10 protein-coding genes and 2 tRNA genes are annotated in these 16888 nt (G+C 72.7%); 6 read left to right on the top strand and 6 right to left on the bottom strand.

From position 1 onward, the window contains the following. Positions 1 to 54: 54 nt before the first annotated feature. Positions 55 to 369, bottom strand: a complete 315-nt coding sequence (locus ACLJOU_RS08655) for a hypothetical protein (protein WP_410564876.1) — start codon at positions 367 to 369, stop codon at positions 55 to 57. A gap of 202 nt (positions 370 to 571) precedes the next feature. On the opposite strand from ACLJOU_RS08655, the gene ACLJOU_RS08650 reads away from it, so the two are divergent. The 3 genes from ACLJOU_RS08650 (at position 572) to ACLJOU_RS08640 (ending at position 8296) form a co-directional block, all read left to right on the top strand. Further along, positions 572 to 811, top strand: a complete 240-nt coding sequence (locus ACLJOU_RS08650) for a hypothetical protein (protein WP_410564874.1) — start codon at positions 572 to 574, stop codon at positions 809 to 811. Between the two features lie 248 nt (positions 812 to 1059). Continuing rightward, positions 1060 to 6537, top strand: a complete 5478-nt coding sequence (locus ACLJOU_RS08645) for a biotin carboxylase N-terminal domain-containing protein (protein ID WP_410564872.1) — start codon at positions 1060 to 1062, stop codon at positions 6535 to 6537. 286 nt (positions 6538 to 6823) lie between these two features. After that, complete coding sequence (locus ACLJOU_RS08640; protein WP_410564869.1) at positions 6824 to 8296, top strand: helix-turn-helix domain-containing protein; 1473 nt, start codon at positions 6824 to 6826, stop codon at positions 8294 to 8296. A gap of 54 nt (positions 8297 to 8350) precedes the next feature. Here ACLJOU_RS08640 and ACLJOU_RS08635 read toward each other — a convergent pair whose 3' ends face one another. Continuing rightward, positions 8351 to 8863, bottom strand: a complete 513-nt coding sequence (locus tag ACLJOU_RS08635) for a lytic polysaccharide monooxygenase auxiliary activity family 9 protein (RefSeq protein ID WP_410564866.1) — start codon at positions 8861 to 8863, stop codon at positions 8351 to 8353. A gap of 274 nt (positions 8864 to 9137) precedes the next feature. On the opposite strand from ACLJOU_RS08635, the gene lexA reads away from it, so the two are divergent. After that, positions 9138 to 9791: a transcriptional repressor LexA gene (lexA, locus tag ACLJOU_RS08630; RefSeq protein ID WP_410564863.1), complete on the top strand. Its 654-nt coding sequence runs from the start codon at positions 9138 to 9140 to the stop codon at positions 9789 to 9791. A 56-nt stretch (positions 9792 to 9847) separates the two neighbouring features. Here lexA and ACLJOU_RS08625 read toward each other — a convergent pair whose 3' ends face one another. Then, positions 9848 to 10600, bottom strand: a complete 753-nt coding sequence (locus tag ACLJOU_RS08625; protein WP_410566657.1) for a class I SAM-dependent methyltransferase — start codon at positions 10598 to 10600, stop codon at positions 9848 to 9850. A 94-nt stretch (positions 10601 to 10694) separates the two neighbouring features. Between ACLJOU_RS08625 and ACLJOU_RS08620 the strand changes: the two genes are divergently transcribed. After that, positions 10695 to 11291 (top strand): TetR/AcrR family transcriptional regulator, encoded by a 597-nt coding sequence (locus tag ACLJOU_RS08620; protein WP_410564860.1) that lies wholly within the window; start codon positions 10695 to 10697, stop codon positions 11289 to 11291. 67 nt (positions 11292 to 11358) lie between these two features. Here ACLJOU_RS08620 and ACLJOU_RS08615 read toward each other — a convergent pair. Together ACLJOU_RS08615 and ACLJOU_RS08610 are read right to left on the bottom strand one after the other, a co-directional pair. Further along, positions 11359 to 11433, bottom strand: a tRNA-Val gene (locus ACLJOU_RS08615). A gap of 37 nt (positions 11434 to 11470) precedes the next feature. Next, a tRNA-Val gene (locus ACLJOU_RS08610) sits at positions 11471 to 11545 on the bottom strand. A gap of 168 nt (positions 11546 to 11713) precedes the next feature. Here ACLJOU_RS08610 and ACLJOU_RS08605 point away from each other — a divergent pair. Continuing rightward, positions 11714 to 13159 (top strand): DHA2 family efflux MFS transporter permease subunit, encoded by a 1446-nt coding sequence (locus tag ACLJOU_RS08605; protein WP_410566655.1) that lies wholly within the window; start codon positions 11714 to 11716, stop codon positions 13157 to 13159. 399 nt (positions 13160 to 13558) lie between these two features. On the opposite strand, the gene ACLJOU_RS08600 is transcribed toward ACLJOU_RS08605, so the two are convergent. Further along, the gene (locus ACLJOU_RS08600; protein ID WP_410564858.1) at positions 13559 to 16879 is read right to left on the bottom strand and encodes a serine hydrolase; all 3321 of its coding nucleotides are present in this window, start codon (positions 16877 to 16879) and stop codon (positions 13559 to 13561) included. Positions 16880 to 16888 lie beyond the last annotated feature (9 nt).

Below are 16888 nucleotides of genomic sequence, written 5' to 3'. Positions count from 1 at the left end.
GCTAGGCGGGCAACGCGAACGCGGACGAGAACCGGCGGTGAACTTTCGGCAGCATCAGCGGCGTTTCGCCAAGATTTTCGCGAGCGCGACGACGGCAACTGCGGCGACGAGCCCGAGCCGCGTGACGTCGACGGCGGGTACCCAGGTGACACCGCCGTCCCGGACGACGAACGCCCCGGCGGGCCGGGCGAAGACCCCGAAGCCGGCCCCTTCGCGGATGGGCAGTGCATCGGCGTCACCGCCCCCACCGCCGCCGAACACGGTCGCGGCCGGGATCACGACCGTGCCGGCACTCTCCACCGGATCGCCGTAGACCAGCCGGGCCGAGAAGACCTCCCGCGCGGCCGTCACCATCTGCGCCAGCTTCATCCGGCCATCATGGCGGCAAAACCGATTGCCGGGCGCGGAACTTCCGCGATCCTGCTCTGTTCGGGCACCGGGCGGGAGATCGCCGCCGGGTCCTCCGCGGCGGCGAAATTTCCGCCGATCGGGTGTAACCCTCCGGTATCCGGGGCATCAGTGGGCAACACCTGTGCTCCGAGGGAGTGCGCCGTACCGAGGGGAGACCGCGATGACCTTCGATTTCGTCAGCCGCTGGCTGGGCAGGCATCGCGACCGCCCCGGCATCACCGTCGACCTGTCCTGCGGGGGCCGGGTGACGCTGCGTGAAATCGACGGGCGGCCCGTCCTGGCCGTGACCACCGCGCCCGGGCCGGACGGCCGGTGCGACGTCGCCGCCGTGCCGCTCTCGGAGGCCGAGCGCCGCGAGCTCGGCCAGGTCCTCGACTCCGACGTCCTGCTCGCCTCCTGATCGCCCCCGCGCCACCCGCCGTTCGCGCGCGCGTAGCGTGCTTTGTCGCGAACCTCGCGTGAAAGCCGGTCGAGACGGTGTGGTGCGGGTCGCTTTTTGTGGGGTTCCCACAACGCAGCCGCTCCGGCATGCGCCATCGCGGACATTGGTCCGACCCGCTGTCATCCACCAGGGTGTAGACAGGTGCGGGCGACGTTCCAGGACAGGTACGTCGCCTTCTGCGCGTGCGTACTTGGGAGGCTCAGCCGGTGTTCAGTCGTGTCGCCATCGTCAACCGCGGAGAGGCCGCGATGCGGCTCATCCACGCCGTCCGGGATCTGTCGGCGGAAACCGGGACGCGGATCGAGACGGTCGCCCTCTACACCGACGCGGACCGCACCGCCACGTTCGTCCGCGAGGCCGACCTGGCCTACGACCTGGGCCCCGCCGCGGCCCGCCCCTACCTCGACCTGGCCAAGCTCGAGCAGGCGCTGGTCGAGACGAAGGCCGACGCCGCCTGGGTCGGCTGGGGCTTCGTGGCGGAGGACCCGGCGTTCGCGGAACTGTGCGAAAAGGTCGGCGTCACCTTCGTCGGCCCGAGTGCCGACGCGATGCGCAAGCTCGGCGACAAGATCGGCGCGAAGCTGATCGCCGAGGAGGTCGGCGTGCCGGTCGCGCCGTGGAGCCGCGGCGAGGTCGCCACCCTCGACGACGCGCTGAAGGCCGGCGAGCAGATCGGCTACCCGCTGATGCTCAAGGCGACCGCGGGCGGCGGCGGGCGCGGCATCCGCAAGGTGTCGTCGGCCGACGAGCTGGCCGACGCCTACGAGCGCACCAGCCAGGAGGCCCTGCGCGCCTTCGGCTCCGGTGTCGTCTTCCTGGAGCGCCTGGTCACCGGCGCCCGGCACGTCGAGGTCCAGGTCATCTCGGACGGCGCGACGGCGTGGGCGCTCGGTGTCCGCGACTGCTCGGTCCAGCGGCGCAACCAGAAGATCATCGAAGAATCGGCCTCGCCGGTCCTCGCGCCGCCGCAGACGGCCGAGCTGAAGGCGTCGGCGGAGCGGCTCGCGGTGGCCGTGGGCTACCGCGGCGCGTGCACCGTCGAGTTCCTGTACCACCCGGGCGAGAAGCTGTTCGCCTTCCTCGAGGTCAACACGCGGCTGCAGGTCGAGCACCCGATCACGGAGATCACCACCGGCACCGACCTGGTGAAGCTGCAGCTGCACGTGGCAGGCGGCGGCAAGCTCGAAGGCGCACAGCCCGCCGAAAGCGGGCACGCCATCGAGGCGCGCTTGAACGCCGAGGACCCCGACCGCGACTTCGCCCCCTCCCCCGGCCGCATCGCGCGGCTGGCCCTGCCCGCCGGCCCCGGTATCCGCGTCGACACCGGCGTCAGCGAGGGCGACACGATCCCGGCCGACTTCGACTCGATGATCGCCAAGATCATCGCCTACGGCCGCGACCGCGACGAAGCTCTCGGGCGCCTGCGCCGCGCGATGGCCGAGACCACCGTGATCATCGAGGGCGGCGCGACCAACAAGAGCTTCGTGCTGGACTTGCTCGACCAGCCCGAGGTCATCGACGCCAGTGCCGACACCGGCTGGATCGACCGCGTCCGCGCCGAGGGCCGGCTGGTCACCCACCGGCACTCCGCGATCGCGCTCGCCGCGGCCGCCATCGAGGCCTACCAGGACGAAGAAGAGGTCTCCGTCCAGCGCCTGCTGTCCACCGCGCACGGCGGCCGCCCGCAGGTGCAGCACGACAGCGGCCGCCCGCTCGACCTCAAGCTCCGCGGCGTCGGCTACCGCGTCTCCGTCGCCCGCGCCGGGCGCAGCCGCTTCCGCGTCGGCATCTCGGCCGGCGCGTCCGACGTCCACCACGCCGACATCGAGATCGACCGCTTCGACGCCCACAGCGGCCAGATCCTGGTCAACGGGCGGCGCTTCCGGCTGGTCTCGGCCACGCACGGCCCGATCCACCTGGTCGAGGTCGACGGCGTCACCCACCGCATCAGCCGCGACGAAGGCGGCGTCGTCCGCTCCCCCGCCCCCGCGCTGGTCGTCGCCACCCCGCTGGCGGTCGGTGACGAGGTGGAGGCGAACGCGCCCATCCTCGTGCTGGAGAGCATGAAGATGGAGACGGTGCTGCGCGCGCCGTTCCGCGCCCGCGTCCGCGAATGCCCGGTGTCCGTCGGCAGCCAGGTCGAGACCGGTGCCCCGCTGATGCGGCTGGAGCCCCTGGCCGACGACGCCGCCGAGGAAGCCGCCGACACCGGCGAGACCGTCGAGATCGAGCTGCCGTCGGTGCCCGACGGCGTGACCGCGGCCGAGCGCGTCGAACGCGGTCTGCAGGACCTGCGCAGCCTGCTGCTGGGCTTCGACGTCGACCCGGCCGAGCGCAAGCGGCTGGTCGCCACCTACGTGGAAGCCCGCACCGAGCTCGGCAACCGGCCGGTGGCGGGCGAGCTCGAGCTGCTCACCGTCTTCGCCGACCTGTCCGAACTCAGCCGCAACACCCCGGGCGGCGAGGACACCGTGCCGAACGGCGCGGTGCACAGCCCGCGTGAGTTCTTCCACAGCTACCTGCAGAGCCTCGACGTCGAGCGCGCCGGCGTCACCGAAGGCTTCCAGGCGAAGCTGAAGCGCGTCCTCGCGCACTACGGCGTCACCGAGCTGGAGCGCACGCCGGAGCTGGAGGCCGCGGTCTTCCGGATCTTCCTGGCCCAGCAGCGGACGGCCGCCGACGTCGCGGTCGTCTCCGAGCTGCTGCGCCAGTGGCTGACCGGGGCGCCGCCGTCCGAGGCGCTGAGCGAACGCGCCGGGCTCACCCTGGAACACCTCGTCGAGGCCACGCAGGTGCGCTTCCCGGCGGTGTCCGACCTGGCCCGCGGCGTGGTGTTCCGCTGGTTCGCCCAGCCGCTGCTGCGCCGCAACCGCGCCCGCGTCTACGCCGCCGTCCGCACCGAGCTGACCTACCTCGACCAGCACCCGGACGCGCCGGACCGCGCCGAGCGGATCCAGGCCATGATCACCGGCTCGCAGCCCCTCGTGCGGCTGATCGGGCAGCGGATCGGGCGGCCCGGCCGCGACCACGCTCCGCTCCTGGAGGTGCTGACCCGCCGCTACTACGGCAACCGGCGGCTTTCCGGGGTCACCGTGCGGGAAGCCGGCGGCCACCGCTGGCTGACCGCCGAGCTGAACACCCCCGAAGGCGTGCTGCCGCTGGTCACCACCGCCGTCGACATCGCCGAGCTGCCCGGCGCCCTCCGCGCGCTCGGCGAGGTCGCCACCGACGGCGTGGTCGCCGACCTGTACCTGCGCTGGGAGGACCAGCCGGACGTCGACGCGACCGCCGAGCGGCTCGGCTCGCTGCTGGCCGCGAACCCGCTGCCCGCCGGCGTGCGCCGGATCGTGGTCACCGTGGCCGGCACCGGCGGTGCGGTGATGCACCACCACTTCACCTTCGAGCGCGAAGGCAATGGCTCCACCGCCTTCACCGAGGACCGGCTGATCCGCGGCCTGCACCCGCAGATCGCCCAGCGCCTGCAGCTGCAGCGGCTGCGCGAGTTCGACCTCACCCGGCTGCCGTCGGCGGACGAGGAGATCTACCTCTTCAAGGCCGTCGCGAAGACCAACCCGGCCGACGAGCGGCTGATCGCCATGGGCCAGGTCCGCGACCTGACGCCGCTGCGCGAAGCCGACGGACGGCTGGTCGCGCTGCCGGCGCTGGAGGACGCCGTCACCGCCTGCCTCGACGCGATCCGCAACATCCAGGCGCAGCGGCCGCAGCACAAGCGGTTCGACACGAACCGGATCATGATGTACGTCTGGCCGCCGACCGACCTGACCACCGAAGAGCTGAACACCCTGGTCCAGCGCATCCTGCCGACGTCGGTGGGTGCCGGGCTGGAGGAGGTCCAGTTCCTGGCGCGGCGTCGCACGGACGCGGGCAAGCTGACCGAGCTCGCCGTCCGGATCACCCTCGACGCCGGGCGCGGCGCGCGGCTGCACGTCGAAGCGCCGTCGACCGAGCCGGTCAAGCCGCTCGACGACTACCGCCTGAAGGTGCTGCGCGCGGCCCGGCGCGGGAACGTCTACCCCTACGAGCTCACCGACCTGCTGGCCGGCGCCGAAGGCACGTTCACCGAACACGACCTGGATTCCTCGGGCCTCCTGGTTCCGGTTGACCGGCCGAAGGGCAAGAACACCGCGGCGATCGTCGCCGGTGTCGTCACGACCCCGACCCAGCGGCACCCGGAGGGCGTCACCCGGGTCGTGCTGCTCGGCGACCCGACGAAGTCGCTCGGCGCGCTGTCGGAGCCGGAGTGCTCGCGCGTCATCGCGGCACTCGACCTGGCCGAGCGGATGCAGGTGCCGCTGGAGTGGTTCGCGCTGTCGTCGGGCGCCCGGATTTCCATGTCCTCGGGCACCGAGAACATGGACTGGGTGGCCGCGGCGCTCAAGCGGATCGTCACCTTCACCCAGGACGGCGGCGAGATCAACATCGTCGTCAACGGCATCAACGTCGGCGCCCAGCCGTACTGGAACGCCGAAGCCACGATGCTCATGCACACCAAGGGCGTGCTGGTCATGACCCCGGATTCGGCGATGGTGCTCACCGGCAAGCAGGCGCTCGACTTCTCCGGTGGCGTGTCCGCCGAGGACAACTTCGGCATCGGCGGCTACGACCGCGTGATGGGCCCGAACGGCCAGGCGCAGTACTGGGCGCCGAACCTGCCGGCCGCGCGGGAAGTCCTGATGGCGCACTACGACCACACGTACGTGGTGCCGGGCGAGGCCGGGCCGCGCAAGGCGGGCACGAGCGACCCGGTCGACCGGGACGTCTCGGCGTACCCGCACGCGGTCGTCGGCAGCGACTTCCGGACGGTCGGGGAGATCTTCTCGGCCGAGCACAACCCGGACCGCAAGAAGCCGTTCGACATCCGGACGGTGATGCGCGCGCTGTCGGACCAGGACCACCCGGTGCTGGAGCGCTGGGCGGGCATGGCCGACGCGGACACCGCGGCGGTGCAGGACGTGCACATCGGCGGGCGCCCGGTCTGCCTGGTCGGCATCGAGTCGCGGTCGGTCCCCCGCCGCGGCTTCCCGCCCACCGACGGCCCGGACACCTACACCGCGGGCACGCTGTTCCCGCGGTCGTCGAAGAAGACGGCGCGGGCGATCAACGCGGCGTCGGGCAACCGGCCGCTGGTGGTGCTGGCGAACCTGTCCGGCTTCGACGGCTCGCCGGAGTCGCTGCGGAAGCTGCAGCTGGAGTACGGCGCGGAGATCGGCCGGGCGATCGTCAACTTCGAGGGCCCGATCGTGTTCACCGTGATCTCGCGGTACCACGGCGGTGCGTTCGTGGTGTTCTCCAAGGCGCTCAACCCGAACATGACCGTGCTGGCGCTGGAGGGCTCGTTCGCTTCGGTGCTGGGCGGTGCCCCGGCGGCGGCCGTGGTGTTCGCGGGTGAGGTCAACAACCGCACGGCGAACGACCCGCGCGTGACGGAACTGCAGGCCCAGGTGGCGGCGGCCGGCGGCGCCGCGCGGGCGGCGCTGAGCGCCCAGCTGGCCGAGGTCCAGTCGGCGGTCCGCGCGGAGAAGGTCAGCGAGGTGGCGGCCGAGTTCGACCGGGTGCACAGCATCCAGCGCGCGGTCGAGGTCGGCTCGGTGGACGCGATCATCTCGGCGGCCGAGCTGCGGCCGCGGATCATCGAGGCGATCGAACACGGCCTGAAGAAGTAGCCGCGCCGGAGGGCGGCACTCCCGGCGGGGGTGCCGCCCTCCGTTGTGGACTGTCCTCTTCAGACAGTGCCGGGCGGCTGTTCCCGGACCTCCCCGCAGCCAGGGCGCGGCGCCGTGGACCGTCCGGATCCGCACCTCCGGGCCATCCGCCGTCACCCTCCGCGTCCGGACGGTGACGGACACCCGGTCACGCCTGACCGGTCCACGGCCTGGTCTCCGGCGGCCCCGCCCCGGCATCATGGAACGACGTCGGCACGGGGGAAGAGCCGGCGGACGGGGAGGGCGAGTGACGGCACGTTGGGGCGCGCTGCTCCGCCGGCACCGGATCCGGGCGGGGTTCACGCAGGAACGGCTGGCCGAAGCGGCCGGCGTCTCGATCCGGACCATCCGCCGGTGGGAAACCGGCGGCCGCGGGCAGCCGCACGGGCCGTCCGTGCGCCGCGTGGTGCAGACGCTGGGTCTGACCGCCGGCGAAGGCGAGCTGCTGGTCGCGATGGCCGCCGATCCCGCGGCGAAACCGCACCGGACCTCGTCGCCGCCCCGGCTGCGGCCCGTCGACTTCGGGTCCTTCGTCGGCCGGGTGGCGGAGCTGCGCGACCTCACGGCCGGCCTGACCGGCCCCCACGGCCGGCACGTCGTCGTGGTGCACGGCCCGCGCGGCATCGGCAAGACGTTCCTGGCGTGGCGCTGGGCCGCCGGGCACAGCACAGGGTTCCCCGACGGGCAGCTGCTCGCCGACCTGCGGGGGTTCGGCACGAACGCCGGGGCGCAAGCGCCGTCCGACGTGCTGCACGACTTCCTGCTCTCGCTGGGCGTCGCGCCCGGTGAAATCCCGGGCGGGGTCGACGACCGGGCCGCGCTGTACCGGCGTGCCGTGGCCGGCAAGCGGCTGCTCGTCGTGCTCGACAACGCCCGCGACTCCAACCAGGTGCAGCCCTTGCTCCCGGGCAACCCGGCCGGTGCCGTCCTGATCACCAGCCGGCACCGGCTCAGCGGCGTGGCCGTCGGGTCCGGCGCGGAGAGCCTGGCGCTCGCGCCCCTGCCGGACAGCGACGCCCGGCAGATCCTGGCCGCCTCGATCGGGGCGCAGCGCGCGGCCGACGAGGGGGCGGACGAGCTCCTGGCCTTCTGCGGCGGGCAGCCCCTGGTGCTCGCGGCGGTCGCCGCACGGGCGGCCGCGCACCCGGAACGCGGTCTGCGTGAGCTGACCGAAGAACTCCGCGAGCTCACGGCCGCGTCCCCGGCGTCCCACGACCGGACGTCCGGCCTCGCCGCCGTCCTGGGCGAGTACCACCCGGACGTCGAGCTGATGGAGCTGGGTTCCGGCCTGCTGACCCAGGCGCACCACCTCAACGAAGCCGGCCGGCCGGACGACGCGCTGTCGGCGATCACCGACGCCGAAGCCGTCTACCGGCAGCTCGACCGGCAGACCCCCGGGTTCTACCGGGCCGGGCCGCTGGCCGACTGCCTGCTGAACAAGTCCCTGCAGCTGCTCGACCTCGGCTTCGCCGGTGAAGGCGTCCGGGCGAGCGCGGAGGCCGTCGAACTCCGCCGTCCCTCCGACGATCCCGGACAGCGGTGGGTGCCGACGGGGGCCCTGCTGAGGATGCTCGCGGCCGCCCTCGAGAACCACGCCGTGCTGCTGTGCGCCGTGGGGCGCCAGGCCGAGGCCCTGGCCGCGTTGACGGAGGTGGTCGAGCTGCGCAAGCGGTTCGTCACCGCCAAGCAGACCGGGCGGCCCGTGTCACCGAGGGGGTGACACGGCCCGTCCGGCCACAGTGGACTTCCGCAGTCGACTTCCGCCGTCGTGGCTTCAGCTGACCTGCAGGTCGATGCAGGCGTAGAACGCGTTCGCCGTGTCGGCGATGTTCCACACCGCGAGCACCGTCTGGCGGCCCGTGTGGCTGCCCAGGTTCACCTGGTGCGCGACCGTCGCCGGCGGCTGCTGGTTGTTGCCGCTCACCTCGGCGATCTTCTGGCTGCCGATGAAGTACTGGTAGTTCGACGTGCGGTGGCGGGCGGTGAAGGTCCAGGTGAAGGTCACCGTGCGGCCCACGCTCGCGGCGCGCCAGCCCTTGTTGTTGTCGTTCAGCTCGGCGAACTGGGAAACGCCCCCGTTGCAGGAGTGCAGGCCTTTGGGGCCTTCGACGCTCTGGGGTTCGTACTGGATCTGCCCGCACTGCACGATGTGCTGGGCGCACTGCGCCTGCCGGCTGGCCGGCGAGCTGACGTAGCCGTGCGCACTCGCGATCCCGGCGGGGTTGAGCACCACCAGCACCGGGGCGAGGAGAGCACCCACGGCGGCCGCGACCAGTTTGCGGTTCATACCAGCTCCTTCGGGGACAGGCTCGCCTCCCGCCGCCGGGCACGGCGGAACCGCGGTACCGGCCTCGCCGCGAGGCCCGCCGCGACGGGAAGGGTTACGAGCGAAGGAAAATTGTGGTCTAGACCATACGTCGAATCGTTGCGCAGGTCAACGGCTGGCAAAGCCGGAGTCAATGTTGGTAAGGCGCCAACTGTCACCCGGTGTTCCGGTGAGCGGGACCGGGCGGTGCGGACCGGCGGCGGGGCGCGGTGCGCGTGCCTCTAGGATCACGCCGGTGACCACCTACGACGACACGTTCGAGCACCTCGACACGACGGCCCTGCCGGAGCGGCAGCAGCGGATCCTGGCGGCGATCCGGGACTGGGTGGTCCAGCACGGCTACTCCCCCAGCACGCGCGAGATCGGCGAGGCGGTCGGCCTGCAGTCGACGTCGTCGGTGTCGAAGCACCTGGCGAGCCTCGAAGACAAGGGCTTCCTGCGCCGCGGGGCCACGGTGTCACGGCCGATCGACGTCCGCGCGTTCCTCGGCGGCTCGTCATCGGCCGGGGACGGCGATTCGGTGCCGGTCCCGGTGGTGGGCGACATCGCGGCCGGCACGCCGATCTCGGCGGTCGAGCACACCGACGACGTCCTCAAGCTGCCGCGGGACCTGACCGGCCGCGGCACGGTGTTCGGCCTGCGCGTCCGCGGCGACTCGATGATCGACGCGGCCATCTGCGACGGCGACATCGTCGTGGTCAAGCAGCAGTCGGAGGCCCACTCGGGCCAGATCGTGGCGGCGATGATCGACGAAGAGGCGACGGTCAAGGTCTACCGCCGCCGCGACGGCCACGTGTACCTGGAGCCCCGCAACCCGGCGTACGACGTCATCGACGGCGACCGCGCGGTGATCCTCGGCGCGGTGGTTTCGGTGCTGCGCAGCGTCTGACCCGGCGCACCACCCGACCGGCCGCTCCGCCGCCGCGTCTCGGGCCGCACTTCTTGTCAAGCCGTGTGCGCCACCACCGCCAGGGTCGTGTACGGCAGCACGAAGCTGCCGCCGAGCTCGTCGACGGCCGCGCCGACGTCGGTGAGGACCTCGGCCAGTTCCGCCGGCGGCAGCCGGGTCAAGCCGCCCGTCGTGGGCAGGAAGTCCAGCCATTCGTCGCGCGTGTACGTCCGCTCCCACTCGAAGCGCCAGCGGTCCGGGGCGCCGAAGCCGGCCGCCTTCGCGATCGCGTCGGCGAAGCCGGTGAACATCACGTCGTAGATCTCCGCGGCCGGGCGGGACTCCGCCGCGAACGGCAGGCCCGGCAGCACGCGACGGCACGCCGCGGAGAACGCCTCCGCCACCTCCGCCGGCGGCTGGAACACGTGGGCGAACACGGCGAGCAGCCCGCCGGGCCGCAGGACTCGCGCCGCCTTGGCCGGGCCCGCCACCGGGTCCACCCAGTGCCACGCCTGCCCGGCGACGACGGCGTCGAACGTGCGGCCGGCCGGCTCCCAGTCCTCGAACTTGGCCACCTCGACGTCGAGTCCGCTCCGGCGCGCGAAGCCGGCCATCCGCGCGTCGGGGTCGATACCGAGCACCCGGCACCCCGCGGCGCGGAACTGGCGCGCCTCGATGCCCGTTCCGCAGCCGACGTCCAGGACGTCGGTGCCGGCACTCGCGGCGACGATCCGGTCCACCAGTTCGCGCGGGTACGCCGGCCGCGCGCGGTCGTAGCGTTCGGCGTCGCTCCCGAAGGACTCCGCCATCGAGCGTGCTTCATGAGGTTGAGTGGGCATGCGCCCACCTTAATGGGCACTCGCCCACTAGGACAACCGGCGGGCGTGCCGGAGAATGGTCACCATGCCGACCGGGGTCCACCTGCGCGATGTGCGCAAGCAGCTGTTCGACGCGGCCGAGCGGGTGCTCCTGCGCGCCGGGCCGAACGCGCTGACCAGCCGCGCGGTGACCACCGAGGCGGACGTCGCCAAAGGCGTGCTGCACCGCCACTTCGCCGACTTCGACGACTTCCTGGCGGAGCTCGTCCGCGACCGCATCACCCGCTTGGCCGACCAGGCCGCCCTCCTGCAGGCGGCCGCCGGCACCCGGACGGTGGCCGAAAACGTCGTCGACGCCCTGATCGAGCTGTTCGACCCCGTGTCGGTGGCCTTGACGGGCCTGATCTTCTTCCGCGACGAACTGCGCGCCCGCCTGCGCCGGCAGACCGGCCTCCCGGTCCTGACGGAGGCACGCGCCATGCTTTCGGGTTACCTGTCAGCCGAACGCGAACAGGGTCGCATCGCCGTGGACGCCGAAGTGGACTCCTTGGCCTTGTCCTTGATCGGCGCGGCCCACCTGCTCTTCGCGGGCCGCCGCCGGGGAACCCTGCCCGACCACGGGGAACTGGCGAAAATGGTCCACACGGTCCTGGCCGACGTGCTGCAACGCCGCCTGCTGTGATCGCGGAGTCCGAAGTGGACCGAACAGAAGAAGGCCCCGTCCGCGGACGGGGCCTTCTTCGCTGATCTGGTGGGCGATACTGGGATCGAACCAGTGACCTCTTCGGTGTGAACGAAGCGCTCTCCCCCTGAGCTAATCGCCCGTGGTACGAACTGCCACGAAATCCGGGGGTGGACTCGTGGTGCGCGATACTGGGATTGAACCAGTGACCTCTTCCGTGTCAGGGAAGCGCTCTCCCGCTGAGCTAATCGCGCGCTGCGGAACTTCGTACTGGTGGAAGCATATCGGACGCCGGAAGCGGCTTCGCAGGGGGTCCGCCATCCGGAAAACCGCCTGACAGGAAGCGCCGGAAACGGGCACACTGCGAAGGACGTCCCGTGTGCACCGCGGCCGTCCCGGCCGACCAGGAGAGTCCCACCCCGATGACCGAAACCGTGTCCAGCCCGCCCGCCGACGTGAACCGCCCTCCGGCGCGCGCGGGACTCCTCATCGGGGTCCTCGTGCTCTCGGCGTTCGTGATGATCCTGAACGAGACGATCCTGAGCGTCGCGCTGCGGGACCTGACCGTCGACCTCCACGTACCGACGACCACCGTGCAGTGGCTGACCAGCGGCTTCCTGCTGACCATGGCCGTCGTCATTCCCACCACCGGGTTCCTGCTGGAGCGGTTCTCGCCGCGGCAGGTGTTCCTGTTCTCGCTGTCGGCGTTCAGCCTGGGCACGCTGCTGAGCGCGCTCGCGCCCGGGTTCGGGCTGCTGATGGCCGGCCGGGTGGTGCAGGCGTGCGGCACGGCGGTGATGCTGCCGCTGCTGATGACGACCGTGATGCGGCTGGTGCCGCCGGAGCGGCGCGGCGCGACGATGGGCACGATCACCATCGTCATCGCGGTCGCGCCGGCCATCGGGCCGACGATCGGCGGTGCGGTGCTGTCGTCGCTGGGCTGGCGGTGGATGTTCTGGATCGTGCTGCCGCTGTCGGTCGCCGCCCTGGTGGCCGGCGCACTGCTGCTGCACCTGGACGGCGAACGCCGCCGGGTGCCGCTGGACCTGCCGTCCGTGCTGCTGTCGGCGCTCGGCTTCGGCGGGGTGTTGTACGGCCTGTCCTCGAGCGGTGCGGGGGACGGGGCCGCGCCGCTGGTGCCGGGCTGGGTCCCGATCGTCGTCGGGATCGCCGCGCTGGCGGTGTTCACCTGGCGGCAGCTGCGGCTGCAGCGCCGGGACCGGGCCCTGCTCGACCTGCGGCCGTTCACCCACCGCAGCTTCGTCGTCGCGCTGGTGCTGACGGCGCTGCTGTTCGTGTGCCTGATCGGCGCCGCGGCGATCCTGCTGCCGCTCTACCTGCAGACGGTGCTGCACGCGAGCACGTTCGTCAGCGGGCTGGCCATGCTGCCCGGCGGGCTGGTGCTGGGCCTGCTGGGCCGCCCGGTCGGCGCCCTGTTCGACAAGGTCGGCGGGCGCCCGCTGGTCATCCCCGGCGCGGCGGCGATGGCGGCTTCGCTGTGGCTGTTCGCGGTGCTGGGGCCGGACTCCCCGCTGATCGCGGTGATCGGGATCCATGTGCTGATGATGGCCGGGCTCGGCCTGATGATGACGCCGCTGTTCACCGAGTCGCTCGGCGTGCTCCCCGACCACCTGTATTCCCACGGCAGCGCGATCCTCTCGACGCTCCAGCAGGTGGCGGGCGCCCTCGGCACAGCGGTGTTCGTGAGCGTGGCGACGGTGGGCAGCCACGACGCGGCCGCGGGCAGCCCGGACGCCTCGGGCCTGCGGGCCGCGTTCATCGTGGCAGGAATCGTCGGTTCACTGGCGTTCGCGGGCAGCTGGCTGATCCGGCGGGGACCGATTTCCCCGGCCGGTTCGGCGCACTGACGGAAGCACCGCTCTCGGCGACGCCACCGAGATCGAGGCGCTCTCCACCGCCCGCCACGACGCGGCCGCGGGCAGCCCGGACGCCTCGGGCCTGCGGGCCGCGTTCATCGTGGCGGGAATCGTCGGTTCACTGGCCTTCGCGGGCAGCTGGCTGATCCGGCGGGCACCCGGTCCACCGACGAAAAAGTCCCGCTTCCGCTCGGCGAAGGCTGGGGGGAGACCTGCGAGCGGAAGCGGGAGTTCGAGGCCGGTACGGGGGTCGCCTCGCGGCGAAAGGCACGACACGGCTCCAGCCGAACTGGTGTTCCGTGAAGGCAAGGGGTGAGGCCCGGGGACTCCGCCGTACCGACACCCCTTACAACGCCCCGGGTCAGCCGGTGTTCCCCGACGTGACCCGGCTCATGCCGGCACCTTCGGGGTCGCCCGGACGCCGCTGTGCAGGTACCGCTCGCCCGTCGGCAGGGAATAGAACGTCGCCGAGATCCACGATCGCGCTCCCGGCTCGCGGAAGACGAACCGGGAACCGCCCACGGGGATCAGGTCGTGTTCCGTTGTCGGCTCCGGGACCAGTGCGGCGATCGGGCCGGTGACCGTCTGCCGCATCCGCAGGCCCGATTCCCCTTCGAACACCTCGATCCGCATCGACGCCCGCTCGTAGACCCCGACGAAGTCGGCGGCGTCCACCGACGGCGGCTCGGCGGCAGGCGCGGACGGCGGCGGCAGCGCCACCCCGGCCAGCTCGGCGAAGATCTCGCGGTACAGCTCCTCGTACAGGTCGCGCGTGTTGCCGCCGTTGGTGAGCAGCGTGACCGCCAGTCCGTGCGAAGGCAGCAGCCGCAGGAACGCCGACTGCCCGATCGTGTTGCCGTCGTGGCCGATCACGCGGTGGCCGTCCCAGTCGAACCGGATCCAGCCGAGGCCCCACGAGTCGCCGAGGGTGTGCTTGTCCGGCATGTCCGCCTGCCACTCGGTCATCGCCGCCGCCGACGCCTCCGACAGCACGCCGCGCCCGCCGGCCAGGTGCATGCGGGCGAACGCCAGGACGTCCGCCGCCGACGCCGTGATCAGCCCCGCCGGGCCCGCCGAACGCGGCAGGCCCCACGCCGGGGCCGGCTGCGGCTCGCCGTCGCCCGCCGCGACGTGGCCCATCGCCGCTCGGTGCAGCAGGGCCTCCTCCGGCAACGTCCCCGTGTGGGTGAGGCCCAGTGGGGTGAACAGCCGGTCGCGCAGTGCCGCGTCCCACGTCTGCCCGGTGAGCTTCTCGATCACCCGGCCCGCCAGGACGAACCCGGAGTTGCAGTAGGACAGCGTCGCGCCGAGCGGGTGGTTCTGCGCGACCTCGTCCAGCAGGCCGACGAACTTCTCCAGGCAGTCGTCGCCGCGGCCGGTGTCGGTGAAAACGTCGCCGTCGATGCCACTCGTGTGGGTGAGCAGGTGCCGCAGGGTCACCTGCTTGGTGACGTCGGGGTCGGCCAGCCGCAGCTCGGGCAGCACGTCCGCGATCGGCGCGTCCAGCGTCACCCGGCCCTCGTCGACCAGCTGCATCGCCACCGTCGCCGTCCACACCTTGGTGATCGAGCCGATCTGGAACACCGAGTCGTCGGTGACCTCGACCCCCGTGGCGGTGTTCAGGACGCCGTGGCTCGCCAGCACCTGGTCGTCGCCGCGCAGGATGCCCAGCGACGCGCCCGTAACGCGGTGCTTGCGCGCGAGCGCGGCCAGCCGCCGCCGCCAGTGCGCGGCGTCGAGGGGCACCTGCGCCGGCTTCCCGGGCTCGCCCGCGTACTGCGTGACCCAGTCGACGATCCGCCGGTTGAAGTCCCGCCGGTGCGACGGTTTCCCGTCGAGGATGAACAGGTGCGACGCGCCGGGATAGAGCACCAGGCGCGCGGGCACGCCCTGGCCGCGCAGCGCGGTGAACCACTGCTCGGCCTGCCCGGCGGGGCACCGGTCGTCGGCGGCGCCGTGCACCACCAGGGTCGGCGTGCGCACCTTTTCCACCTGGGACAACGGGGAGAGGGCCGCGTAGTGCGCCGGGTTCTCCGAGGGGAGGGCGCCGAGTTCGGCGACGCCGAGGTAGTGGCCGCTGTCGGACGTGCCGGCCATGCTGACGACGTCGCTGACCACCCCACCGGCGACCGCGGCGGCGAAACGGTCGTCGCGGCTGGTCAGGTAGCAGGTCATGAAGCCGCCGTAGCTGTAGCCGGTCACGGCGAGCCGGCGCGCGTCGGCCACGCCCTCGGCGACGAGGGTGTCCAGCGGCTCGAGGAAGTCCTTGGCGTCGGCGAGGCCCCAGGCGCCCACCGCCGCGGTGTAGAACGCTTCGCCGTAGCCGTCGCTGCCGCGCGGGTTGAGCAGCAGCACCGCCCAGCCGCGGGCGACCAGTTCCTGGTGGTAGAGGTGGACGGCGTCGGCGGTGCCGTTCCAGGCGTTGTGCGGGCCGCCGTGGATGTCCAGCAGCAGCGGGCGCGGCCCGGTGCAGGCCGGGTCGCGCAGCAGCCAGCCGGCCACGACCGTGCCGTCGGAGATCGTGAACTCGCGCTCCTCGTGGGTGAACGGTTCGAGGTCGGCCGGCGCGTGCGCGGTGCGCACTTCGACCGTTCCCGTGGCGACGTCGACCGTCGCGATCTCCCCGTAGGACGACGCGGTGGCGAGCACGATCGCCGCCGTGTCCCCGGCGACGGACATCGCCGCGACGGCGGTGCCCGTGCTGCCGAACACCAGCCGCGGCTCGCCGCCTTCGGGATCGACCGCGTACAGGTGCGTGTAACCCCGGTCGCGGGCGCAGAACAGCACGGTGGACCCGGAAAGCTGCGGGAGCGCACCGGGGTAGCCCGGGGCGCCCGGCATGACGTTCCGGTCCAGCGGCGCGGCCAGGTCGATCGGTTCCCCGCCGTCCAACGGGAGCCGCTGCAGCCCGAGGTGCCCGGGTGCGGTGTCGCGGCGGCCGACGGCGAGCAGCGCGCGGCCGTCGGCGGTCCAGGCGACCGCGCCGCACATGCCGTCGCCGGAGCCGATCAGCCGCGGTTCGCTCGCGCGGTCACCGGGCTCGAGGACGTACGCGCCGGAGCGGAAGGTCAGGTCGGCGTCGGCGTCGGGCCCCGCCGGGAAGGCCAGCGACCGGCCGTCCGGCGACCACGCGGGGTCGCCGGCGTGCCAGTCCCCCGCCGTCACCTGGCGGACCTCGCCGGTGGCGACGTCGAGGACGTGGACGTGCTTGCGCAGCGTCCGCAGCAGCCCGGCGCCGTCGGCCTTGAAGTCGACGCGGTCGGCGACCACCGGGGCGCCGGCGCGGCGGCCACGGGCGGCCGCGTCCTCCCCCTCGTCCGCGGCCAGGTCGACCGGGGCGGCGAAGGCGATCTCGGCGCCGTCCGGGCGCCAGACCGGGGTGCCCGCACCGAGCGGGAGGCTGGTCACCTGCTCGGGTTCGCCACCGTCCGCCGGGAGCAGCCACAGCTGCGCCGGGCCGTCCTGGGCACGCAGGAACGCCAGCCGCGTGCCGTCCGGCGACCACACCGGGGCCAGGTCGGCCGGGCCGCGGGTGAGCCGGCGCGCCTCACCGGTTCCGGTGGGGACCAGCCAGAGGGAACGGGCGTCTTCGTCGCGTTCGCGGTCGGCGGTGCGCAGCACGTACGCGATCCGGCTGCCGTCGGGCGAAATCGCCGGTTGCTCGGGGAACTCGAAGGCGTACAGGTCGTCGGGGCCCGGACGTCGGGTCATGCGGATCTC

The sequence above is a fragment of the Amycolatopsis sp. cmx-4-61 genome (assembly GCF_046548775.1).
Lineage (GTDB): Bacteria > Actinomycetota > Actinomycetes > Mycobacteriales > Pseudonocardiaceae > Amycolatopsis.
This window is presented reverse-complemented; position numbering and strand designations above follow the sequence as displayed.

Coding starts and splice junctions, on each gene's coding strand:
- ACLJOU_RS08655 (WP_410564876.1), bottom strand. CDS start 369: ATGAAGCTGGCGCAGATGGTGACGGCCGCGCGGGAGGTCTTCTCGGCC.
- ACLJOU_RS08650 (WP_410564874.1), top strand. CDS start 572: ATGACCTTCGATTTCGTCAGCCGCTGGCTGGGCAGGCATCGCGACCGC.
- ACLJOU_RS08635 (WP_410564866.1), bottom strand. CDS start 8,863: ATGAACCGCAAACTGGTCGCGGCCGCCGTGGGTGCTCTCCTCGCCCCG.
- ACLJOU_RS08625 (WP_410566657.1), bottom strand. CDS start 10,600: ATGGCGGAGTCCTTCGGGAGCGACGCCGAACGCTACGACCGCGCGCGG.
- ACLJOU_RS08620 (WP_410564860.1), top strand. CDS start 10,695: ATGCCGACCGGGGTCCACCTGCGCGATGTGCGCAAGCAGCTGTTCGAC.
- ACLJOU_RS08605 (WP_410566655.1), top strand. CDS start 11,714: ATGACCGAAACCGTGTCCAGCCCGCCCGCCGACGTGAACCGCCCTCCG.
- ACLJOU_RS08600 (WP_410564858.1), bottom strand. CDS start 16,879: ATGACCCGACGTCCGGGCCCCGACGACCTGTACGCCTTCGAGTTCCCC.